This is a genomic window from Burkholderia sp. 4NA327C6, assembly GCF_005502655.1.
Classification (GTDB): domain Bacteria; phylum Pseudomonadota; class Gammaproteobacteria; order Burkholderiales; family Burkholderiaceae; genus Burkholderia; species Burkholderia contaminans.
In genome coordinates, this window is the sequence record NZ_SCNZ01000028.1 from 38,740 (window position 1) to 59,778 (window position 21,039).

Below are 21,039 nucleotides of genomic sequence, written 5' to 3' on the forward strand. Positions count from 1 at the left end.
GTGCGGGAACGCTGTGCCGCCTTGCCGCGGTGCGGCAATCTCAGTAGGCTTGCGGGATATCACTCGCTATTTTGTCATCCACCAGGAGCAGCAATGATCGTGTTCGTCACAGGCGCGTCCGCCGGCTTCGGCGCCGCCATCGCCCGTGCCTTCGTCAAGGGAGGCCACCGCGTCGTCGCGACCGCGCGCCGCAAGGATCGTCTCGATGCACTCGCCGCCGAACTCGGCGATTCCCTTCTGCCGCTCGAGCTCGACGTACGCGATCGCGCGGCCGTCGAGGCCGTGCCGGCCGCCCTTCCCGCCGAATTCGCGGCGCTCGACGTGCTCGTCAACAACGCCGGCCTCGCGCTCGGCGTCGAGCCGGCCCACAAGGCCAGCCTCGACGAGTGGCACACGATGATCGACACGAACTGCACGGGCCTCGTCACCGTCACACACGCCCTGCTGCCCGGCATGATCGATCGCGGCCGCGGCCACATCTTCAATCTCGGCTCGGTCGCGGGTTCGTACCCTTATGCGGGTGGCAACGTCTACGGCGCAACCAAGGCTTTTGTCAGACAATTCAGCCTAAACCTGCGCGCCGACCTGCTCGGCACGCCGCTGCGCGTCACCGACGTCGAGCCTGGCCTGTGCGGCGGCACCGAATTCTCGAACGTCCGCTATCGCGGCGACGACGCCAAGGCGGCGAACGTCTACAACAATGTCCAGCCGCTCATGCCCGAGGACATCGCCGATGCGATCTACTGGATCGCGACGCGCCCCGCGCATGTCAACGTCAATACGATCGAGCTGATGCCGGTCGCGCAAGCCCCCGGCGGCCCGACCGTCCACCGCGGCTGAAGCCACGCGGGCCCGGCCCCTCGGGCCGGCCCGCAGTGTGCTACGGCATACTACATTCCGTTACGAATCGGTTACGAATCAGGCCCTTGGCTTCCGGTAGAATGCGCGCCATGACCCAGCCTACCCGCTCCCCGGAAGCGCCGTCCGGCTTCATCTGGCCGGTGCGCGTGTACTACGAGGATACCGACGCAGGCGGCATCGTCTTCTATGCCAACTACCTGAAGTTCTTCGAACGCGCGCGCACCGAGTGGCTACGCGCATGCGGCATCGACCAGCGCCAGCTCGCCGACGATACCGACGCGATCTTCGTCGTCCGCAGCACGTCGCTCGACTACCGCGCCCCGGCGCGACTCGACGACACACTGGCGATCACGAGCCGGCCCGGACGCATCGGCCGTGCATCGGTGGAATTCACGCAGGAAGCCTGGTGTGGAGACACGCTGCTCGTGGCCGGACACATCCGCCTCGGCTGCGTCGACCGTACCGGCATCCGGCCCGCGGCCATCCCGCCGGCCGTGCTCGACGCGCTGCAGCGCGGGCCCGTCATCAACGACGGGCAGACTGCACTGTCAACGAAGCTCGCATGAGCGCCGTTTAGACAAAGCCTATGAACTTGCCTTTCTGATTCGATACTAAGCAAGGTTCGGCGCCAGGCATGGCCGGCGCGCCGCGCCACACGCATACCGGGCGCCCCGAAGGGACGTTACTCAAACCTCTATGAACACTTCTCAAGACCTGTCGATCATTTCCCTCGTCCTCAACGCGAGCGTGCTGGCCCAGGCCGTGATGGGGCTGCTGCTGCTGCTGTCGCTGATGTCGTGGACCTTCATCTTCCGCAAGTGGTTTGCGATCCGCCGCGCACGCGCGCAGACCGAGCGCTTCGAGAAGGATTTCTGGTCGGGTGGCGACCTGCAGGCGTTGTACCAGAGCGCCGCCAACAACCGCCACACGATCGGCGCGCTGGAGCGGATCTTCGAATCGGGCATGCGCGAGTTCCTGAAGGCGAAGGAAAAGCGCATCAGCGATCCGGGCCTCGTGCTCGACGGTGCGCGCCGCGCGATGCGCGCGTCTTTCCAGCGCGAGATGGACGTGCTCGAAGCGAACCTCGCGTTCCTCGCATCGGTCGGCTCGGTCAGCCCGTACATCGGTCTGTTCGGCACGGTCTGGGGGATCATGAACTCGTTCCGCGGCCTCGCGAACGTGCAGCAAGCCACGCTCGCGAACGTCGCGCCGGGCATCGCCGAGGCGCTCGTCGCCACCGCGATCGGCCTGTTCGCCGCGATTCCGGCGGTGGTCGCGTACAACCGCTACGCGCACGACATCGACCGCCTCGCGATCCGCTTCGAGACCTTCATCGAAGAGTTCTCGAACATCCTGCAGCGTCAGGCCCAGTAAGGAGCGCGCCATGGCAGGAAGTCCCATCCGATCCAGCATGCGCGGCGGCCGCTCGCGCCGCGCAATGGCCGACATCAACGTCGTGCCGTACATCGACGTGATGCTGGTGCTGCTCGTGATCTTCATGGTCACCGCACCGCTCGTCGCCCCGTCGATCATCAACCTGCCGACCGTCGGCAACGCCGCGCCGCAGGAGCAGACGCCGCCCGTCGTCGTCAACATCAAGGCCGATCGCACGATGAGCGTCAAGTACAAGGGCGACTCGGGCGCGACCCAGGAAGACACGATGACGAAGGCCGAGCTCGACAGCTTCATCGTGGCCCGGCAGGCTGACCATCCCGACCAGCCGGTCGTGATCGCGGCCGACAAGACCGTGCAGTACGATGCGGTCATGACCGTGATGTCCGATCTGAAGGCGCGCGGCGTCAAGCGCGTCGGCCTCCTCGTCAAATCGCAATGAACCGGCAGCAATCCACGCGCAGCTCCGCCTACCCGCCTCAGCCTCCCCGCGAGCGCGGCACCTGGCGCGCATTCGCGCTCGCCGCGCTGATGCACGTGCTGCTCGCGCTGTTTCTGTATCACGGCGTACAGTGGCAGAACAGCACGCCGGCCGGCGCCGAAGCCGAGCTGTGGACCGAAGTGCCCGATGTCCCCGCACCGCGGCCCGTTGTCACACCCGCGCCGCCCGTCAAGGTCGCGCCGCCCCCTCCCCCGGTGCGCGACGAGCAGGCCGACATCGCACTGCAGCAGAAGAAGCGGCAGCAGGAAGCAGCCGCGCGTGAAGCACTGCTCGAACAGCAGCGCCGCGCGCAGCAACTGAAGGCCCGGCAGGAAGAGGAAACTCGGCGCGCACAGCTCGCGGCGCAGCAGGCAGCCGCGCTCGCCGCGCAGAAGGCCGCGGAGCGCGACAAGCAGAAGCAGGCCGACAAGCTCAGGCAACAGCAGCTCGCCGAGCAGCAAAAGCTCGAACAGCAGAAACTCCAGCAGCAGAAGCAGGCGCAACTCGAAGCGCAGCAGGCGGCGAAGGCGAAAGCCGACGCGGCCGCGAAGGCAAAGGCGGAAGCCCAGGCCAAGGCGAAGGCCGAAGCCGCAGCACGCGCAAAGGCCAGCGCGGCAGCGAACGCGAAGCTCGACCGCGAGCGCAGCGCACGCCTGGCACAGATGCAGGGCCTGTCCGGCGCCGGCGAAGGCGGCGGCGAAGGCCTCGCGAAAAGCGGCACGGGCACGGGCTCAGGCGGCAATGCGACCTCGGCAGGCTATCCTGACAAGGTCAAGCGCCGCGTGAAGCCGTACATCAACTGGGCTGGAGCAACCGAAGGGTTGCAAACGGTCGTACTCATCCGTTGCTCTCCTTCCGGCGATGTCCTGAGTGTGTCCGTCGTACGATCAAGCGGAAATCCGGGGTGGGATCAGGCGGTCACTAACGCCATCGAACGTGCGGCACCATTACCACCCGATACTGACGGTCACACCCCACCGAGTATTAAGATTACCTTTCGGGCGGCGGGCTGAATTGAATCGGCGTTACACTCCGCCGTCGCACCGGGAACGAAACAGTAATTCGTTTAGTCTCTGCGGATGCGCAGCGTTACATACGGGAAGCAAGAAGCATGAGTTTGATGACAAAGCTAGGTTTCAGGGCACTCGTGGCCTCGTGTCTGATCACGGCGGGCAGCGCCGCTAACGCCCAGGTCAACGTGCTGATCACCGGTGTCGGGTCGACCCAGTTCCCCATCGCCACCGCGAATTTCGCGAATGAGGCGAACCTGCCGCAGCAGGTCACGTCGATCGTCCGCGCCGACCTCGCCCGCAGCGGCAAATTCACCAACATCGACGCAGGCAGCACGCCGGTGCCGGAGAGCGCATCGGTCGATCTCGGCGCATGGAAGGCCAAGGGTGCGAATGCGTTCGTCGCGGGCAGCGTGAACCGCGACGCGAACGGCCAGTACAAGGTCAACTTCATCCTGTACGACACAGTGAAGCAGCAAAGCCTCGGCGGCCTGTCCCTGACGGCCACCGACACCACGCTGCGCACGGCCGGCCACAAGATCGCCGACTACATCTACCAGAAGCTGCTCGGCGTGCGCGGCGTGTTCGCCACGCGCCTGTCGTACGTGATCAAGACCGGCAACCGCTACCAGTTGCAGATCTCGGATTCGGACGGCCAGAACGCGCGCATCGCGCTGTCGAGCACCGAACCGATCATCTCGCCGTCGTGGTCGCCGAGCGGCACGAAGGTCGCGTATGTCTCGTTCGAGCGCAAGAAGCCGATCGTCTACATCCACGACCTGCCGACCGGCCGCCGCTACATCGTCTCCGACCAGAAGGGCAACAACAGCGCCCCGGCATGGTCGCCGGACAGCAACACGCTGGCCGTCGCGCTGTCGCTGACGGGCAACACGCAAATCTACACGGTCAACTCGACGGGCGGCGGCCTGCGCCGTCTCACGCAGAGCAGCTCGATCGACACCGAGCCGTTCTACTCGCCGGACGGCCACTGGATCTACTTCACGAGCGATCGCGGCGGCGCGCCGCAGATCTACCGGATGCCGGCCCAGGGTGAAAGCGCCGGTGCCGCGCAGCGCGTGACTTTCACCGGCAGCTACAACACGAGTCCGCGTATCAGCCCGGACGGCAAGCTGCTCGCTTACATCTCCCGCACGGGTGGGGGCTTCAAGCTGTACGTTCAGGATCTGCAGACCGGCGCGGCGAACGCCATCACGAATACGAATCGCGACGAATCGCCGAGCTTCGCGGCAAACGGCCAGTACCTTCTGTACGCTACCCAGTCGGGTGGTCGCAATGTTCTGGCAGCAGTGCCCTCCGACGGCAGCGCGCCGCCGCAAATCCTGTCCGTCCAGGGCGGCTCCGTTCGTGAGCCGTCGTGGGGGCCCTTCATGCAATGACCACAAGGAGAGTAAACATGATGTCGAATAAAGCTCGTCTGGCCCTGGCCGTGATGATGATCAGCGCGCTCGCAGCGTGCAAGTCGGGCGTGAAGCTCGACGACAACGCAAACAACGCGGGCGCAGTCAGCACGCAACCGAGCGCCGACAACGTCGCGCAAGTGAACGTCGATCCGCTGAACGACCCGAACAGCCCGCTCGCGAAGCGCAGCATCTACTTCGACTTCGACAGCTATTCGGTGAAGGACGAGTACCAGCCGCTGATGCAGCAGCACGCTCAGTACCTGAAGAGCCACCCGCAGCGCCACGTGCTGATCCAGGGCAACACCGACGAACGCGGCACGAGCGAGTACAACCTCGCGCTGGGCCAGAAGCGTGCGGAAGCCGTCCGTCGTGCGATGGCACTGCTCGGCGTGAACGATTCGCAAATGGAAGCCGTGAGCCTCGGCAAGGAAAAGCCGCAAGCAACGGGTCACGACGAAGCATCGTGGGCGCAGAACCGTCGCGCCGACCTCGTCTACCAACAGTAAGTAACGGAAGAATCGCCGTATGACGCACCGTGTATCCCTGCTGCGCGTTGCTGCAGCATTCTGCGTCGCCGGCGCGGCGTGGTCGGCCGCGCCGGCGCACGCCGGCGTGTTCGACGACAACGAAGCGCGCCGCGCCGTGCTCGATCTGCGCAGCAAAACCGACAACCTGGCGAGCCAGTTGTCCGCCGCACAGCGTACGATCCTCGATCAATCCGGCCGTCTCGACCAGCTGAACCAGCAGGTCGCGACGCTGCGCGGCGAGAACGAGGATCTGACGAACCGGCTGACGACGCTCGAGCGGCAGCAGAAGGAGTACTACCAGGATCTCGACACGCGGCTCAAGAAGTTCGAGCCACAGCAAGCGACGATCGATGGTGTCGAAGGCACCGTGCAGCCGGGTGAAACGGATGCGCTCAATGCGGCGCAGCAGCAGTTCCGCAACGGCAACTTCAAGGCGGCCGCGGCTTCGTTCCGCGCGTTCATCGCGAAGTATCCGCAGAGCCCCTACCAGCCGACCGCGCAGTACTGGTACGGCAATGCGCAATACGCGCTGCGCGACTACCGCGGTTCGACTGCAACGTGGCAAGGGATCGTCAGCAAGTTCCCGCAGCATCCGCGCGCGGCCGACGCCCTCGTGGCAATCGGCACGAACCAGCTCGAACAAGGCCAGAAGGCGGCCGCGAAGAAGACGTTCGAGCAGGTCGTTTCGCAGTACGCCGGGTCGAACGCTGCGCAGACCGCGCAGGGCAAGCTCGAGACGATCAAATAATTATCGCGGCGGGTTGTTGACAGCCTCACAACCCGTCGCTATAATCTTTTGCTCTTCGGGTCGTTGCCCAAGTTATTCAAGCAACGAACCAACAGGTTTCAAGAACGTGGGGTGGTAACTCAGTTGGTTAGAGTATCTGACTTTTAATCAGAGAGTCGAGGGTTCGAGTCCCTCCCACCCTACCAACTATCTTCGATAGTGCAAAATAAAGCCTCCCAAGCGGAGGCTTTTTTGCGTCTGTCGCTTCCGTATCGCGCACGACATCCCCGCGATGTCTGCGACACACTCAGCCGCACCCTCCCGACTTGCCCGCACATCAGCGCACACTGACGTCGCGCAGCACACCACCATATCCCGCGTACAGATTGCCGTCCGGCAGCAACTGCCGCTGCGCAAGCTGCCGATGCACGACCGGCAGGTGATGAAACGGCATCCGCGCGAACAGGTGATGCTCGATATGAAAATGAATCGCGTGCGGGCCGAACAGGAACGTCTGCCACGAACGCCGGACGATCGTGCGCGCGTTACGGCTCTGGTCCGCACAGGCCGGCAGCCCCGCGTGTTCGAAGATCGCCCGCACCTGCCCGGCGAGCGGCAGCAGCGTGACGGACGGTACGATCCATAACGTCACGTACAGCAGCGGATGCCCGGCCCATGCGAGCGCGGCGAACAGCACACCGTTGCCGGCCAGCATCGACGCAACTTCCCACGCGGCGTACGCACGCGACTTCCCGACCTTCGGCATCGCATGCGCAAACTCGCCGCGCGCGAGCTTCACGACACTCGTCACGTAGCCGATCCCGCATGCGTATGCGAGCAGGCGGCCGATCAGCCGCCCGCGCGTCACCGGATAGTCGTGCACGCCGAACAGCAGCGCGACGGGATCGTCCTGCTCCATCGGCGCTCGATGATGCTTCAGGTGGCCCGCACGATACGTACGCAGCGCCAGCCACAGCGGCCCGGCCGCGAACAGTTGGCCCACCGCGTCGTTGACATGCCGGTTCCGCGCCAGCAACCCGTGCGCGCCTTCGTGCATCATCACCGCGAGCGCAAGCTGGCTGCGCGCGATCACGATCGCGGCCAACGCGTACACGAGCGGATGCCCAAACGCGATCGCAACCGCGAACGCGACCGCAATCATCAGCCAGTCGCCCGCCAGCGCCGCACCCACACGCAACGTGCTCACGCGAAACAGCGCGGGATCGGGCACGAAGCGCGCAAGCTCGACATTCGACCCGGCATGGTGAACATGGGCATCCGTCACGCGAGCCTCCCGCGCAGCGAACGCCGCTCGACCCACCGCGCACTGACCATCGCGAGCGCCACGCCGCCCAGCACATCGATGACCGTATGCTGCTTGAGCGTCAGTGTCGACGTGCAGATCAGCAGGCCGATCGCCGCGGTCACGAGCCGTCGCCGGTCCGCCAGCATCCGGCAGGCAACGCACGTCACCGCGACATGCAGGCTCGGAAAACCATTGGCCGCGAGATCGAGCTGCCACATGCGCGCAAGACGGTGGCGCACGAACGTGTTGCCGATCTCCGCGACGTCGGGCCGCGGCACGGCTTCCGGAAACAGCAGGAAGCAGACGACACCGAGTACGAACGCGATCAGCACGGCCTCCTTGAACGCGGCGAACGCGGGCGGCCGTGCATACGCGGCAAGCGCAATCACGAACGGAAAGAAGCCGACATAGACGAACCACGACCACGCGATGAACGGAATCCGCGCATCGATCGACGTGGCAAACACGTAGCGCGGCGTGACGCTGCGCTCTAGCACAAAGAAGATCGCGAGGCCGGCTGCCATGCCGAACGTCGCAGCCAGCATCTGCCGGATATCGGGCCGGCGATCGTCACGAAACGACAGCGAATTCATCGTGGTGCCGGCGCCTCGCATCGTGTCTCCGTATCGGTCAGCTTCGCATGCAGACGCAACGCGAGGAGGCGTGACGTCCATGCGTCGACGCGTGCACGCGCATGCTCACGGCCGGCGATCGATCCAGCCTGCGTACCGGGATCGCGCATCAGTTCTGCGGCAGCTTGCCCGACGGCCCGCCGGAACGCAACCGCATCGCCGCGCCAAGTGACGACGCGATGCACGAGTTGCAGCCGCGCGGCGCGCTCGGCGTTGCTCGCCTGCTCGGGCTGGTCGGACTGCACGAGCAGGATCGGGCGCTGATACACGCGCGCGATCGACAACGCGGCCATGCCGGGCGCCGACACGATCAGCGGTGCATGGGCGGCGCGCGTCACCCAGTCGGCGTCGACGCCGGTCCAGCCGTCGTGCCCGGCATAGCCCTCGCCCACGCGATGGATGGCGAGCCCCGCGTCGCGCATGCCGGCCGACAACGCATCGGCGAGCGCGATATCGCGGAAGTGCGGGTTCAGATAGATGGCGGCTTCAGCCGGTTCCGAAGCCGGCCGCTCGGCGACGATCGGCACCGGCGTCGGCAGACGGTAATGCGCGCACGATCGCCGAATGTCATCGGCGGCATCGTATGCAAAATCGTGTTCGATGCAGCATCGCGCCGAATCGATCTGCCAGTCGACGATCCATGCGAATGCACGCGCCAGTGCGCGCGGCAGACGTGCATCGAAATTCGCGGTCAACGCGCGGCGCAGGCTGCCGCCATACACGTGGACGATGCGGCGTCGCCAGCCCGGCATTGCCCCCATGAACAGCAGCGCCGGATGAAACGAGTCGTTGATCACGAGATCGGCATCGCGGACGATCGCACGCAGCCGAATGATGTCACGCAGCATGCGCGTCGGCCGGAACACGTAGTGCGCGACATTGCGATCGGTCGCGTCGCGCAGCATGTTCTGCCGCTCGTCGAACTGCACCGCGTAGTGACGGGACAGCACGGCCGCGTCGATGTCGAACGCAGCCAGGAACGCCTGCCCCGCATCGGACGTCGTCAGCACGTCGACCTGCGCGCCAGCCGCACGCAGCGCATGCACGAGCAGTTGCGCGCGCATCAGGTGGCCGCGTGCGTCGGCCGTCGCGAGATAGACGATCCGCGGCATCATGCGCGCGGACGAAGCGACTGGAGCCAGCCGGCCGCGACCATCGCCAGCGCACCCGTCACGCCGAAGCCGGCTTCGATCGCGCGGATCTCGTCGAGCAACACGGCGAGATGCGCGGCCTCGGACGGCGCAACGAGACGGCGCAGCGTGTCCGAGCAGAGCCGGACATGCCGCGTCTCGTCGGCAAGCACGCGCGAGAGTAACGGGTACAACGGATGTGCATCGCCGATCGTCGCGCAGTGACGCGCGAGCACGCGCATCGCCATCTGTTCCGCGCACAGACCCGTCGCATAGGCGGGCACGAGCACGCCTTGCGAGAAACGCGGCGCATGGCGCTGCGCGAGCCGGCGCCATCGCATGATCTTGCGCCGGCTCAACCAGTCGGGCTCATGCGGTGCTGTCGACGGCGCGACGCCGCGCTCGCGCAGCGCATCGGCGAACGCCGCGGCATGGCGACGCTCGTCCGCGAGATGCTGCTCGATTCGCGGCGCGAGCCAGTCCGGCGGCTGTCCGGTCCAGTCCTCGTGCAACGCGCACTCGGTCGCTTCCTCGCCGATCAGGTACATGCGCAGCACCCAGCGCTCGCCATGTGTACTGCGATGCAACTGCCGGATCGCCGCGCGCTTGAGGCGATCGACGAGGTATGCGCGCATCCGCGCCGCCCCGCGCGGCACGGGCGCCTCGAGACAATCGAAGCGTGCATCGTGCGCTGCCTGCGGCGACGCCGGCAGTTCGCCTGCCGCGCTCATGCCGGCTCGCCTCGTGCAGACACGGATTTCGTCGCAGCCGCCGCAGCGCCAGCAGGATCGCGACGCCATCCGAGGATCAGGCCGATGAAGCTTTCCTGCATGAACGCGTGCGCGGATGCGGTCGCACCCGCAAATGCCTCCTCGCGGCCGTTGACGCGCAGATAGCCATTACCGTCACGCGCACCGAATTCGATCCGGTCGTTCTTTCTGAAGCCGCGCGTGAGCATGTCCTTCACCAGCGCGCTGCCGTCCAGGCCGAACAGGAACAGCTCGCGCTGGGCAACCCACACCGGAATGTGATTGCTCAGCGCGTCGAAACGAATCGTCCACGTGCCGGATGCGAGCGCGCGATCGACGTCGGCATCGTGCGGCGCATTCGACGTAAAGCTCGCGCGCGCGACCGACTTCGTCAGGCCGCCAACGCCCAGCGCGATCGTGATGTCGTCCGCGGACGGCTGCTTCGGATCGGTCGCACTGACCTTCACGAGATGCCGCGCGAGCCGCGATGCAAGCGACGGATGCGCGAACAGCGCCTGCGTTTCGTCCGGCGTGAGCACGTCGCGCTCGGCCTCGCCCTCCTTCACGCGCACGCGATACGGATCGATCCGGACATCGGTGAACCTGCCGTGCACGGGCGCATGGACGTACACGTCGCGGTCCCATTTCACGCCGTCGCGACGCAGCAGCACGTGCACGCCCAGCGGCACGCGCCGGCCGTCGCCGTCGACGCCCGTGCCTTGCAGCAGCACGTCGCCGAGCACGTCCTTCGTGCGGCGCGTCGCATCGCTCGAGAAGACGATCGCGTGCGCATCGGTGTCGATGCTCGCGTGAACGTCCTGCGCATCGAGCGCGACGCGATTGCAGTCAGCAGCGGCCGCGTTCGCGAACGGGCAGCCGCTTTGCGATGCGAAGTGGTAGATCCCGCGCCCCGCATGATCGACCGGCGCGGCATGGGCGCCGGCGCTGGCGGCAAACAGGGCAAGGCAGGCAACACGGGTGGCGAGAGAGGACATGGTTGTTGTCGGGAGGGATGCAGGATGTCGGCGTGCCGTGGCCGCGCGTGGTGCGCGGCGCCGGTTCAATGACGGTGATAGGACAGCGCTTCAAGATCGCGCCGGGCCGATGCCCGCCCGGTGAGACCCAAACCGCGTGCGAGTGCGCCGAGCGTATCGACGGCGGACGCCGCGATCGTGACGCCAACCGCCGCGAGATAGCGGACGGCGCCAAGCCGCGGCAACTGCTGGCGATTCAGCGCGCGCAGGCTGTAGCCGAGCCGCATCGCCATCACGCAGAACGGGCCGAGCGGGCCGCTGCGGCCGAGCCACTGCCAGCCGCGCGGCAGGTACGCGTTCACGAGATACGGCGTCAGGCCGACGCTGTCCTCGCCGCGCATCCAGCGCAGCTTCAGCGATTCGCGTTGCGTGTCCGGCAGCCTATGTTCGGTGTGCGCGGCCGGTGCGAACTCGACGGCCACGCCGGCGGCCTGCATCCGCAGCCCCATCACCTGGCAATGCGCGCGATAGACGCCGTCGAGCGGCTCGTAGCGGAACTGCGCGAACACGTCGCGACGGAACGCGACGTTGTTCGCGTAGAAATTGCGCGTCGCACCGTCACGCAGCGGGCTCGGGAAATACATGAAATCGATCGACGTCAGCGCGATACCGAGCACGTTCGGCGCATAGCTGGTGCGCCCCGCCACCGCGGCGGGCATATCGCCGGCTTCGCGCGCGAACGGTGCGAGCAGGTGCTCGAGCCAGTCGTCGGCCGGCCGGCAGTCGGCATCGCCGAACACGACGATGTCGCAGCGGGCCGCGTCGACGCGATCGAACCCGTCGTTCTTCGCATCGTAGTAGCCGGTGCTCGCGCCGATCTCGACGAAGTCGATCGGGCGGCCGGCCAGCGCGGCAATTTCCGCGCACGCATCGGCCGGCAGGCCGTCGTGCGTGATGATCCATTGCGCGAGCGCCGCGGGCGGCACGGTCTGCTTCGACAGCGCCGAGACGAGGCGCTTCAGGCTGTCGACGGCCTGCGCCAGCCCCGCACCGCCGCGCAGGTTGTTCGTCTCCAGCACGAGCGCGGTGTGCGCCGCCACGGCATGGGCAGCCGCGCGGGAGCGCCGCGTGGTTTCTGTGAAGTCAGGCATCCGGAATATCTCCATCGTCATGCGCACCGGCATGGATGAAACGAATGGGCGGGGAGCCCACGACGCATCGGCGAATGCGGGTCGCCCGTGGCCGTCGTCGCAAAGCGGACGGCCGGGAAGGCGCCCGCTTTGCGTGCCGTCACTCCTGGACTGACGGCGCCGATTCCGCGTCGGTATAGCGCGGCTTCGCGTTCTGCAGGTCGCGCGTGTTCTTCTGCACGGCGACCGAGCCGAACAGCGCGAGCACGAACGACATCGCGTAAAAGCCCTTCTCGCTCAACTGCAGCGTCGCGTTGAAGAGGCCGACGACCAGCAGCGCGATCGACAGCAGCAGCGCGATCCAGCTGAGGCCGTAGTAGATGCCGGTGACGGGAATGCCTTCCGCGCGGTCGCGCACGCTCTTCTGCAGCGAGATTGCCGCGTAGAGACCGAACACCAGCACGGTGAAGTAATAGCCCTTCTCGTTGAGCTGCATGCCGGCGTTCCAGAGACCGATCAGGAATGCCGCGAAACCGGCGAGCAGCGCGGCCCACGACGCGGCCACGAACGCGAACGACGGCTGCTGGATGGTGGTCTGGTTCATTGCTTTGCCCTCTCTTTCTTCTTGTTCGAAATCGTTTTCGTTGAACTGCGTTTCGCGCATGGTAGCAGCTTTGGCGCGTGCGACGACAGCCTCGCTTGCAGTCTTACATGCCGCGCTGCGCCCGCCGCCAGCGTCCCGGCGTCGTGCCGAGCACTGCGCGAAACGCCTTGCCGAAGGCGGCCTCGGACTGGTAGCCGACCGCCTGACCGATCTCCGCCTGCCCGCGCTGCGTGTCCTGCAGCAGCGCGCACGCGTGCATCATCCTGATCTGCGCGACGAATGCGCCGACGCTCATCCCGGCCCGCTCGCGGAAATGCCTTGCGTACGTCGCGCGCGACATCGCGGCGGCGTCGCCGAGCGACTCGACCGTCCACGGTTTCTCCGGCGCCTGCAGCACGGCCTGGACCGACGGGCCGAGCCGCGCGTCGGCCGCCAGCGCCAGCCAGCCGGACGGCACGCGCGCACCCCGACCGTATGCGCGCAACGCGTACGCGAGCAGCGCCTGCCCGAGCGCGTTCACGATCGCGCCGGCGCCCGGCTGTCCGTTCGACGCCTCGGCGCGCAGCACGCTCGTCAGCAGTTGCAGCGGCGCGAACCCCGACGCCTCGCGCAACCCGACATGCAGCACATGCGGCAACGTGCGCATCAGCAGTTCGCCCGCGCCGCGCGCATAGACGAACCGCCCGCACAGCAGGTCCACGCTCGCGCCGCCCGGTTCGGCCGGATCGAGATTCGACTTGACCGGCAGCACCGCGCCGCCGGCGCCCTGTTCGCGCAGCGCCGCAGCCGGCCGCGGCCGGCCGCCCCCGGCATCGAGCAGGTCGTGCGCGCCACCCGCGGGCAGCAGCACGAAATCGCCGTCGGCGAGCTGCAGCGTGCGCCCGTCCGCGGTACGCAGCCGGCAGGTTCCGGCCAGCACCAGGTGAAACGCCGCCTCGCCGGACGGCAGCGGGTCGTGCGGCATCGCGAACGGCCCGTCGAGCAGGCAGCGCACGTCGAGCTCGACATGGCTGCGGCCCAGCGACATGAGTTGGCTCAACGCATCCATGAGACGATCGCGCTAAAAATTGACACTCTAGCGTATCGAAACCCTCAGCGCGAACGATCAGAATAGCCCTGCATCGCCGAGATCGCGGCACCCGCCGCCCTCCTCACCCCTACTCGAAAGGACGCATCATGCTGAACTGGAACGAATACCGGAAGGAACTCTCGACGCGCATCGGCGAGATCGCCAAGCTGTCGCCCGATACGCTGGCCGGCTACAAGGCGCTGTCGGGCGCAGGCGCCAAGACGGGCCATCTCGACGCGAAGACGCGCGAACTGATCGCGCTCGCGGTCGCCGTCACGACGCGCTGCGACGGCTGTATCGCCGTGCACACCGCGGAAGCGGCCAAGCATGGCGCGACCAAGGAGGAAGTGGCCGAAGCGCTCGGCGTCGCGATTGCACTGAACGCAGGTGCGGCGCTCGTCTATTCGGCGCGTGTGATGGACGCGCTCGGCGAGTGAACCTGACGGCCGCGGCCCTGCCGTCGTGTGGCGGCGCCCGGTCGGATGGCCGGATGACCGCCCGGTTGAGCGTCGCGGACGCGGATCCGGGCAAGCGATGTATGACGATTGGCCAGCGTACCTGCCCGAAGGGCCGGCCAGGCCGTGTACAAGCACGGACGCACCGTGAAGTCGGCTACCATGCGCGAACGATCCATCGTGAAGGAGCGCTCCATGTGCCGCTGGCTCGCCTATACGGGTAATCCGATTCATCTCGAGACGGTACTGTTCCGCGCGAAGCATTCGCTGATCGACCAGAGCCTGCATTCGGAGCTGGGGGCAACGACCACCAACGGCGACGGCTTCGGCATCGGCTGGTACGGGCACCCCGACGAACTCCCGTTCCGCTACCGCTCAGTGCATCCCGCGTGGAACGATCGCAACCTGCGCGAAGCCGCGCGCGCGATCCGCTCGCGGATGTTCGTCGCGCACATCCGCGCGGCCACCGACACCCCCGTGCAGGAAACCAACTGCCACCCGTTCCGCCACGGCCGCTGGCTGTTCGCGCACAACGGGCTGATCCGCGACTTCCACAAGCTGCGCCGCGACCTGACGATGAAGGTCGATCCCGCGCTGTTCCCGACGCTCGAAGGCTCGACCGACTCCGAACTGATGTTCCGCCTCGCGCTGACCTACGGCCTCGAGCAGACGCCGCTGCCGGCGCTCGAGCGGATGGTCGGCGTGATCGAGGAGAGCGCCACGCAGCATCGCGTGGCCACCCCGCTCAACATGACGATCTGCGCGACCGACGGCGAACGGATCATCGCGGTGCGCTACTCGAGCGAACGGCGGTCGCGTTCGCTGTTCCACAGCACGTCGTTCAAGCACCTGCACGAGTTGTATCCGCACAACCCGCGCATCGCCGAAGCCGGCGACGACGCGTTCATGGTCGTGTCCGAGCCGCTCGTCGACTTGCGGGGCGCTTGGGAGGAAGTGCCGGAGAGCACGGCGATCGTCGCGCAGGGCGCCGATGTGCAGCAGCGGCCGTTCGGTCCGCGGCACAAGTAGCTGGAGAGATCGTTGCCACCGCAACGCATATTCAGGGTGAATCGCGTTCGATGGATAAGTCGGCTGCGCCAGGCACCCGCCCGTACGGCGACGCGCTGCCGTTACACCGACCGGGAAAGATGAACAAGCCATGCACCGCCGAAATCTGCACGACGGCACGTGCAGGTCACAACAATGATCATCGCCCTTCCCCTAAAGCACCAGGCATCCATCTGGCAACAATCTCGACGCGAGCATGTATGCAAGACCAAGTCTTGGAATTACCGACGAACCGTATCTCGACTCCACTTCGACCGAGACGGAATACTAACGCGTTGGGCCGCAATGAATCGGTCACACATCGCAGCATCCCACGGGATCATACGAAAGCATCGACGCCGGCGATCGCTTCCAGGTCAAACGCATCATCGTGAAACCCGGCGCACAGTTGAGCCTGCAAATGCACCACCATCGCGCCGAGCACTGGATCGCCGTGAAGGGCACCGCGATGGTCACGAACGGCGACAAGGAAATCATGCTGACTGAGAACCAGGCGACCTACATCCCGCTCGAACTGATCGAAGCCCGATCGGGTGCGTATCGTGGCGAGAACGACATCGTCCGCTTCAAAGACACCTACGGCCGCGCAGCGTCGTAAACACAGCAACGTCCGGATCGTGCGCCTCAACCGGCGTCGATCCAAGACACCTCGCGGGCTGCACGCACACGCGTCCTCCCCGTATTTTCATTACGTCAACCAATGTCAGGCCGGTTGCCCGCCCCTCACAGGTCAGGTTATAAAAGCGCCACCCACCCGGTGCATGCGCCGCCCTTTCTACCCCTGACTTCGGAGAACGCATGATCGATCTCGCCACAGCCCAGCAATTCCTGATGACCCGCGGTCTCGACTTCGGCCTCAACCTCCTCGCCGCGATCGTATTGTGGTTCGTCGGCCGCTGGGCGATCCGCATCGGCACGCGCCTGCTCGGCAAGGTCGTGCGCCGCAGCGGCAAGGTCGACCCGACACTGACCGACTACCTGACTTCCGTCGTCGGCGTGCTGCTGACGATCCTGCTGATCCTCGCGATCCTGCAGATCTTCGGCGTGCAGACAACCTCGTTCGCCGCGCTGCTCGCCGGCCTCGGCCTCGCGATCGGCACCGCCTGGGGCGGCCTGCTCGCGCACTTCGCCGCCGGCGTGTTCATGCAGGTGCTGCGCCCGTTCAAGATCGGCGACGTGATCAGCGCAGGCGGCGTCACGGGCACGGTAAAGGAGCTTGGCCTGTTCGGCACGACGATCATCACGCCCGACAACATCGTGACGATCGTCGGCAACAACAAGATCTTCTCGGACAACATCGCCAACTACAGCGCGACGTCGCACCGTCGCGTCGACCTGACCGCGAAGATCGCGAACGGCGTCGACGCAGTGGACGCGATCAACCGCCTGAAGTCGTCGATCCAGCAGATCCCGAACGTGCTGACCACCCCGGCGCCGGACGTCGGCGTGCTGCAGTTCACGCCGGAAGGCCCGCTGCTGTTCGTGCGCCCGTCCACGGCACCCGAGCACTACTGGCAGGTGTATTGCGACACCAACCGCGTGATCATCGAGACGTTCCGCGACGCGCAATACCCGACGCCCGAAACCCCGATCTCGCATCGCAACGCGTAACGGCGGCAGCGGACGAAAAAAAAGCGTGGCACCCGCCACGCTTTTTTATTGCCCTAAAAACGAAGCACCCGCTCAGCGCCCACCCGCCTTCGGCACATTATCCGACTGCTTCCCGCGCACCAGCTTCCACACCGCGCCAAGCGCGACCGGCACGACCGCCGCCCCGATCCCGACCAGCACGATCACGTTCAGGTACTGGCGGATGAACGGGATGTTGCCGAAGAAATAGCCGAGCAGCACGAGCAGCAGCACCCACACCAGCGCACCGATCACGTTGAAGAGCTGGAAGCGCGCGGCGCTCATCGACGACGCACCCGCGACGAACGGCGCGAACGTGCGCACGACCGGAATGAAGCGCGCGAGCACGATCGTCTTGCCGCCGTGCTTGTCGTAGAACGAGTGGGTCTTCTGCAGCGCGGCGCGATCGAGGAAGCGCTCGAGCACCGGGATATGCGTATTGAACACCTTCGGGCCGATCCAGCGGCCGATCAGGTAGTTCACGGTGTTGCCGGAAATCGCCGCGACGAGCAGCAGCACGATCAGCAGGCCGACATTCATCTCGCCCGTCGCCGCGAACGCGCCGCCGATGAACAGCAGCGAATCGCCGGGCAGGAACGGGAACACGACGAGCCCCGTCTCGCAGAACACGATCAGGAACAGCACGAGATAGACCCACGCACCGTACTGCCGGATGAAATCGCCGAGGAAGGCGTCGATATGCAGGACAAGGTTGACGAAATGAAGCAGCGTATCCAAATGCGATTCCTCGAAGGCGATAGGGCCGGAACGGCCGAAAAGGCTGAAGCGCCCACCGGTCAAGGCCGGGCGTGTTACGGACCCATGATACCGAAACTACCTTAAGGCTCCGTGAAAAAACGTAACCGCCGGTCGCCCCGGCACGCATTCGCCGCCTCGCTATAATTCGGCCATGTCCGATATCACCGAAACGGCCGCGGGCGCCGTGCCCGCCCCTGCTCCGCGCCCGCTGCGCGCGATCCAGCCCCTGCCCGACCAGCTGATCAGCCAGATCGCCGCCGGCGAGGTCGTCGAACGCCCGGCGTCGGTCGTCAAGGAACTGCTCGAAAACGCGATGGACGCGGGCGCCAGCACGCTGCGCATCGTGCTGGAAGAAGGCGGCGTCAAGCGCATCTCGATCACCGACGACGGCTGCGGGATTCCGCCGGACGAGCTGGCGCTCGCCCTGATGCGCCATGCCACCAGCAAGATCCGCTCGCTCGAGGAGCTCGAGGCGGTGGCCACGCTCGGGTTCCGCGGCGAAGCGCTCGCGTCGATCGCGTCGGTCGCCGAGATGTCGATCACGAGCCGGACGGCCGATGCCGCGCACGCGATGAAGATCGACGCGCAGACGGGCGTGCTGTCGCCGGCCGCCGGCGCGACCGGCACGACGATCGAGGTCCGCGAGCTGTACTTCAACACGCCCGCGCGCCGCAAGTTCCTGAAGAGCGAGCAGACCGAGTTCGGCCATTGCCTGGAAATGATCCGCCGCGCAGCGCTCGCGCGGCCGGACGTCGCGATCTCGGTGCTGCACAACGGCAAGGCGGTCGAGCACTGGAATGCAACCGAGCCGGCACAGCGCGTCGCGAAGATTCTCGGCGACAGCTTCGCGACCGCCCACCTGCCGCTCGACGAGCAGGCCGGCCCGCTCGCGGTCTACGGCTGCGCCGGCCTGCCGACCGCGAGCCGCGGGCGCGCCGACCAGCAATACTTCTTCGTCAACGGCCGCTTCGTGCGCGACAAGCTGCTGACACACGCGGTGCGCGCCGCCTACGAAGACGTGCTGCACGGCGACCGCTACCCGTCGTACGTGCTGTTCCTCGACCTGCCGCCCGAAGCCGTCGACGTGAACGTGCACCCGTCGAAGATCGAGGTTCGCTTCCGCGATTCGCGCTCGATCCACCAATACGTGTTCCACGCGGTCCAGCGCGCGCTTGCACGCCACGCGGGCGCGTCGCCGGAAACCACGGCGGGCGGCCATGCCGCACATATCGAACCGACGCCACGCGGGCCTTCTTCGTTCCTGGATACACCGCTCGGCCAGAGCCAGCAGGGCAACGCGTTCGGCGGCAGCGGCTTCTCGCCGTCGTCGTCCTCTTCGTCGGGCAACACGTGGATGCGCCAGGCGCGGATGACCCAGGGCACGCTGCCCGTCGCACAGCCGCTCGCGCTCTATGACGCGCTGTTCGGCCGCAAGGACACGGGCGCGGGCACGCCGGACGGCACGACGACCGTCGCCCGCAATTCGGCCGACGCGCCGATCGCACCGCTGTCGGGCTTCACCGCGTCGCCGATCGCGGTGACCACGCACGACGAGCAGCCGCTCGGCTTCGCGCTGGGCCAGATCCACGGCATTTACGTGCTCGCACAGAACGCCCACGGCCTCGTGATCGTCGACATGCACGCGGCGCACGAGCGGATCCTGTACGAACAGTTCAAGAACGCGCTGGCCGACCGCTCGGTCGCCGTGCAGGCGCTGCTGCTGCCGATCTCGATGACGGCCACGCCGGTCGAGATCGGGACGGTCGAGGAAGAGCGCGACACGCTGGAATCGCTCGGCTTCGACCTGGCGGTGCTGTCGCCGACGACGCTCGCGATCCGCGCGGTGCCGGCGCTGCTGAAGGATGCCGACCTGCAGTCGCTCGCGCGCGCGGTGCTCGCCGACCTGCACGCGTTCGGCGGCTCGCGGGTGCTCACCGAGCGTCAGCACGAACTGCTCGGCACGCTCGCGTGTCACCATGCGGTGCGCGCGAACCGGCGCCTGACGCTCGACGAGATGAACGCGCTGCTGCGGCAGATGGAAGCGACCGAACGCGCGGACCAGTGCAATCACGGCCGGCCGACGTGGTATCAGCTCACGCTGAACGATCTCGACCGCCTCTTCATGCGCGGCCAATGAGCGCAGCACCGCACGCCAACCCCAGCCCGACGACGATCGCCTGCCTGCTCGGCCCCACCGCCTCGGGAAAGACGGCCGCGGCGCTGGCGCTCGCCGCGCGCCGCCCGATCGAGATCGTCAGTGTCGATTCGGCGCTCGTCTACCGCGACATGGATATCGGCACCGCGAAACCGTCGCTCGACGAGCGCGCGAGCGTGCCGCATCACCTGATCGACATCATCGATCCGGCCGACGCGTATTCGGCCGCGAGCTTCCGCGCGGACACGCTGCGCCTGATCGGCGAGATCGCCGCGCGCGGCCGCACGCCGCTGCTCGCGGGCGGCACGATGCTGTACTACAAGGCGCTGACGCAGGGGCTCAACGACCTGCCGGGCGCCGATCCGGACGTGCGCGCAACGCTCGATGCCGAAGCCGAGCGCGATGGCTGGCCCGCGCTGCACGCGCGGCTCGCACAGGTCGATCCCGACACGGCCGCGCGGCTCGCGCCGAACGATTCGCAACGGATCCAGCGCGCGCTCGAAGTGTTCATGCTGAGCGGGCAGCCGATGTCGGTGCTGCTCGCCGCACCGCGCCGCACGGACGATGCGGCCGCAGCTTACCGCTTCGTGCCGGTCGCGCTCGAACCGTCGGATCGCGCGGTATTGCACAAACGGATCGCACAGCGCTTCGATGCGATGCTCGACGCGGGCTTCATCGACGAAGTGGAGCGGCTGCGCCGTCGCGAGGACCTCCATCCCGACCTGCCGTCGATGCGCTGCGTCGGCTACCGGCAGGCATGGGAATTCCTCGACGGCGACACCGACTACCGGACGATGCGCGACAAGGGGATCTTCGCGACGCGCCAGCTCTGCAAGCGCCAGATCACCTGGCTGCGCGCGATGCCGGAGCGGATCGTCGTCGACTGCATTGCGCCGGACTCGACGGCCCGCGCACTCGACGCGCTCGAACGCGTGCTCGACGGCACCCCGCCAGGCTGAC

22 protein-coding genes, 1 tRNA gene and 1 pseudogene are annotated in these 21,039 nt (G+C 66.7%); 15 read left to right on the forward strand and 9 right to left on the reverse strand.

Translation table 11 applies throughout. From position 1 onward, the window contains the following. Positions 1-93 precede the first annotated feature (93 nt). The 9 genes from FFS49_RS25595 to FFS49_RS25635 all read left to right on the forward strand — a co-directional run bounded on the left by FFS49_RS25595 (position 94) and on the right by FFS49_RS25635 (position 6,625). Positions 94-840 carry an SDR family NAD(P)-dependent oxidoreductase gene (locus tag FFS49_RS25595; protein WP_071333992.1) on the forward strand — a complete coding sequence of 249 codons (747 nt, stop codon included), beginning with the start codon at positions 94-96 and terminating at the stop codon, positions 838-840. Positions 841-941: 101 nt separating this feature from the next. Continuing rightward, positions 942-1,427, forward strand: a complete 486-nt coding sequence (gene ybgC / locus FFS49_RS25600; protein ID WP_039361271.1) for a tol-pal system-associated acyl-CoA thioesterase — start codon at positions 942-944, stop codon at positions 1,425-1,427. Between the two features lie 130 nt (positions 1,428-1,557). Further along, positions 1,558-2,235 carry a protein TolQ gene (tolQ, locus tag FFS49_RS25605; protein WP_021157170.1) on the forward strand — a complete coding sequence of 226 codons (678 nt, stop codon included), beginning with the start codon at positions 1,558-1,560 and terminating at the stop codon, positions 2,233-2,235. Positions 2,236-2,245: 10 nt separating this feature from the next. Continuing rightward, entirely contained in the window at positions 2,246-2,695 is a 450-nt protein-coding gene (tolR, locus tag FFS49_RS25610; protein ID WP_011351075.1) for a protein TolR, read from the forward strand. Further along, on the forward strand, positions 2,692-3,747 hold the full coding sequence (gene tolA / locus FFS49_RS25615) for a cell envelope integrity protein TolA (protein ID WP_105816012.1): 1,056 nt from the start codon (positions 2,692-2,694) through the stop codon (positions 3,745-3,747). The genes tolR and tolA overlap by 4 nt, the downstream gene beginning before the upstream one ends. A 98-nt stretch (positions 3,748-3,845) precedes the next feature. Further along, the gene (gene tolB, locus FFS49_RS25620; protein WP_105816011.1) at positions 3,846-5,141 is read left to right on the forward strand and encodes a Tol-Pal system beta propeller repeat protein TolB; all 1,296 of its coding nucleotides are present in this window, start codon (positions 3,846-3,848) and stop codon (positions 5,139-5,141) included. A gap of 17 nt (positions 5,142-5,158) precedes the next feature. Next, positions 5,159-5,671 carry a peptidoglycan-associated lipoprotein Pal gene (pal, locus tag FFS49_RS25625; RefSeq protein ID WP_039361278.1) on the forward strand — a complete coding sequence of 171 codons (513 nt, stop codon included), beginning with the start codon at positions 5,159-5,161 and terminating at the stop codon, positions 5,669-5,671. A gap of 19 nt (positions 5,672-5,690) precedes the next feature. Then, entirely contained in the window at positions 5,691-6,440 is a 750-nt protein-coding gene (gene ybgF / locus FFS49_RS25630) for a tol-pal system protein YbgF (RefSeq protein WP_039361280.1), read from the forward strand. Between the two features lie 108 nt (positions 6,441-6,548). After that, positions 6,549-6,625 (forward strand) — tRNA-Lys (locus tag FFS49_RS25635). A 131-nt stretch (positions 6,626-6,756) separates the two neighbouring features. Here FFS49_RS25635 and FFS49_RS25640 read toward each other — a convergent pair. The 8 genes from FFS49_RS25640 to FFS49_RS25675 form a co-directional block, all read right to left on the reverse strand. Continuing rightward, the gene (locus FFS49_RS25640; RefSeq protein ID WP_105816010.1) at positions 6,757-7,704 is read right to left on the reverse strand and encodes a fatty acid desaturase family protein; all 948 of its coding nucleotides are present in this window, start codon (positions 7,702-7,704) and stop codon (positions 6,757-6,759) included. Further along, entirely contained in the window at positions 7,701-8,339 is a 639-nt protein-coding gene (locus tag FFS49_RS25645; RefSeq protein ID WP_224755744.1) for a phosphatase PAP2 family protein, read from the reverse strand. Before FFS49_RS25645 ends, FFS49_RS25640 begins: the two co-directional genes overlap by 4 nt. Continuing rightward, positions 8,315-9,472, reverse strand: a complete 1,158-nt coding sequence (locus FFS49_RS25650) for a hypothetical protein (RefSeq protein ID WP_105816009.1) — start codon at positions 9,470-9,472, stop codon at positions 8,315-8,317. The genes FFS49_RS25645 and FFS49_RS25650 overlap by 25 nt, the downstream gene beginning before the upstream one ends. Next, a complete protein-coding gene (locus FFS49_RS25655; protein ID WP_105816008.1) occupies positions 9,469-10,218 on the reverse strand; it encodes a hypothetical protein in 750 nt (249 codons plus the stop codon). The genes FFS49_RS25650 and FFS49_RS25655 overlap by 4 nt, the downstream gene beginning before the upstream one ends. Next, the gene (locus FFS49_RS25660; RefSeq protein ID WP_105816007.1) at positions 10,215-11,231 is read right to left on the reverse strand and encodes a hypothetical protein; all 1,017 of its coding nucleotides are present in this window, start codon (positions 11,229-11,231) and stop codon (positions 10,215-10,217) included. Before FFS49_RS25660 ends, FFS49_RS25655 begins: the two co-directional genes overlap by 4 nt. A gap of 65 nt (positions 11,232-11,296) precedes the next feature. Continuing rightward, positions 11,297-12,361: a glycosyltransferase family 2 protein gene (locus tag FFS49_RS25665; RefSeq protein WP_105816006.1), complete on the reverse strand. Its 1,065-nt coding sequence runs from the start codon at positions 12,359-12,361 to the stop codon at positions 11,297-11,299. Between the two features lie 139 nt (positions 12,362-12,500). Continuing rightward, positions 12,501-12,944, reverse strand: coding sequence for an inner membrane protein YiaA (gene yiaA, locus FFS49_RS25670; protein ID WP_039361552.1), 444 nt, complete (start codon positions 12,942-12,944; stop codon positions 12,501-12,503). Positions 12,945-13,047: 103 nt separating this feature from the next. Then, positions 13,048-13,992 (reverse strand): AraC family transcriptional regulator, encoded by a 945-nt coding sequence (locus FFS49_RS25675; protein ID WP_105816005.1) that lies wholly within the window; start codon positions 13,990-13,992, stop codon positions 13,048-13,050. A 128-nt stretch (positions 13,993-14,120) separates the two neighbouring features. Between FFS49_RS25675 and FFS49_RS25680 the strand changes: the two genes are divergently transcribed. The 4 genes and pseudogenes from FFS49_RS25680 to FFS49_RS25695 all read left to right on the forward strand — a co-directional run bounded on the left by FFS49_RS25680 (position 14,121) and on the right by FFS49_RS25695 (position 17,147). After that, complete coding sequence (locus FFS49_RS25680; RefSeq protein WP_011351062.1) at positions 14,121-14,450, forward strand: carboxymuconolactone decarboxylase family protein; 330 nt, start codon at positions 14,121-14,123, stop codon at positions 14,448-14,450. A 213-nt stretch (positions 14,451-14,663) separates the two neighbouring features. Beyond that, positions 14,664-15,497, forward strand: coding sequence for a class II glutamine amidotransferase (locus FFS49_RS25685; protein WP_105816004.1), 834 nt, complete (start codon positions 14,664-14,666; stop codon positions 15,495-15,497). A gap of 308 nt (positions 15,498-15,805) precedes the next feature. Further along, a pseudogene (locus FFS49_RS25690) lies at positions 15,806-16,134 on the forward strand (mannose-1-phosphate guanylyltransferase/mannose-6-phosphate isomerase); the annotation flags it as partial. Between the two features lie 200 nt (positions 16,135-16,334). Then, positions 16,335-17,147, forward strand: a complete 813-nt coding sequence (locus FFS49_RS25695) for a mechanosensitive ion channel family protein (RefSeq protein ID WP_105816003.1) — start codon at positions 16,335-16,337, stop codon at positions 17,145-17,147. Between the two features lie 72 nt (positions 17,148-17,219). Here the strand turns inward: FFS49_RS25695 and FFS49_RS25700 are convergent, their stop codons facing one another. Beyond that, positions 17,220-17,903, reverse strand: a complete 684-nt coding sequence (locus FFS49_RS25700) for a DedA family protein (protein WP_039361333.1) — start codon at positions 17,901-17,903, stop codon at positions 17,220-17,222. A 172-nt stretch (positions 17,904-18,075) separates the two neighbouring features. Here FFS49_RS25700 and mutL point away from each other — a divergent pair, with 172 nt between their 5' ends. Next, on the forward strand, positions 18,076-20,061 hold the full coding sequence (gene mutL / locus FFS49_RS25705; RefSeq protein WP_105816002.1) for a DNA mismatch repair endonuclease MutL: 1,986 nt from the start codon (positions 18,076-18,078) through the stop codon (positions 20,059-20,061). Further along, a complete protein-coding gene (gene miaA / locus FFS49_RS25710) occupies positions 20,058-21,038 on the forward strand; it encodes a tRNA (adenosine(37)-N6)-dimethylallyltransferase MiaA (RefSeq protein ID WP_105816001.1) in 981 nt (326 codons plus the stop codon). The genes mutL and miaA overlap by 4 nt, the downstream gene beginning before the upstream one ends. The last annotated feature ends 1 nt before the right edge of the window (position 21,039 follow it).

Coding starts and splice junctions, on each gene's coding strand:
- FFS49_RS25595 (WP_071333992.1), top strand. CDS start 94: ATGATCGTGTTCGTCACAGGCGCGTCCGCCGGCTTCGGCGCCGCCATC.
- ybgC (WP_039361271.1), top strand. CDS start 942: ATGCGCGCCATGACCCAGCCTACCCGCTCCCCGGAAGCGCCGTCCGGC.
- tolQ (WP_021157170.1), top strand. CDS start 1,558: ATGAACACTTCTCAAGACCTGTCGATCATTTCCCTCGTCCTCAACGCG.
- tolR (WP_011351075.1), top strand. CDS start 2,246: ATGGCAGGAAGTCCCATCCGATCCAGCATGCGCGGCGGCCGCTCGCGC.
- tolA (WP_105816012.1), top strand. CDS start 2,692: ATGAACCGGCAGCAATCCACGCGCAGCTCCGCCTACCCGCCTCAGCCT.
- tolB (WP_105816011.1), top strand. CDS start 3,846: ATGAGTTTGATGACAAAGCTAGGTTTCAGGGCACTCGTGGCCTCGTGT.
- pal (WP_039361278.1), top strand. CDS start 5,159: ATGATGTCGAATAAAGCTCGTCTGGCCCTGGCCGTGATGATGATCAGC.
- ybgF (WP_039361280.1), top strand. CDS start 5,691: ATGACGCACCGTGTATCCCTGCTGCGCGTTGCTGCAGCATTCTGCGTC.
- FFS49_RS25645 (WP_224755744.1), bottom strand. CDS start 8,339: ATGCGAGGCGCCGGCACCACGATGAATTCGCTGTCGTTTCGTGACGAT.
- FFS49_RS25650 (WP_105816009.1), bottom strand. CDS start 9,472: ATGATGCCGCGGATCGTCTATCTCGCGACGGCCGACGCACGCGGCCAC.
- FFS49_RS25655 (WP_105816008.1), bottom strand. CDS start 10,218: ATGAGCGCGGCAGGCGAACTGCCGGCGTCGCCGCAGGCAGCGCACGAT.
- FFS49_RS25660 (WP_105816007.1), bottom strand. CDS start 11,231: ATGTCCTCTCTCGCCACCCGTGTTGCCTGCCTTGCCCTGTTTGCCGCC.
- FFS49_RS25665 (WP_105816006.1), bottom strand. CDS start 12,361: ATGCCTGACTTCACAGAAACCACGCGGCGCTCCCGCGCGGCTGCCCAT.
- yiaA (WP_039361552.1), bottom strand. CDS start 12,944: ATGAACCAGACCACCATCCAGCAGCCGTCGTTCGCGTTCGTGGCCGCG.
- FFS49_RS25675 (WP_105816005.1), bottom strand. CDS start 13,992: ATGGATGCGTTGAGCCAACTCATGTCGCTGGGCCGCAGCCATGTCGAG.
- FFS49_RS25680 (WP_011351062.1), top strand. CDS start 14,121: ATGCTGAACTGGAACGAATACCGGAAGGAACTCTCGACGCGCATCGGC.
- FFS49_RS25685 (WP_105816004.1), top strand. CDS start 14,664: ATGTGCCGCTGGCTCGCCTATACGGGTAATCCGATTCATCTCGAGACG.
- FFS49_RS25695 (WP_105816003.1), top strand. CDS start 16,335: ATGATCGATCTCGCCACAGCCCAGCAATTCCTGATGACCCGCGGTCTC.
- mutL (WP_105816002.1), top strand. CDS start 18,076: ATGTCCGATATCACCGAAACGGCCGCGGGCGCCGTGCCCGCCCCTGCT.
- miaA (WP_105816001.1), top strand. CDS start 20,058: ATGAGCGCAGCACCGCACGCCAACCCCAGCCCGACGACGATCGCCTGC.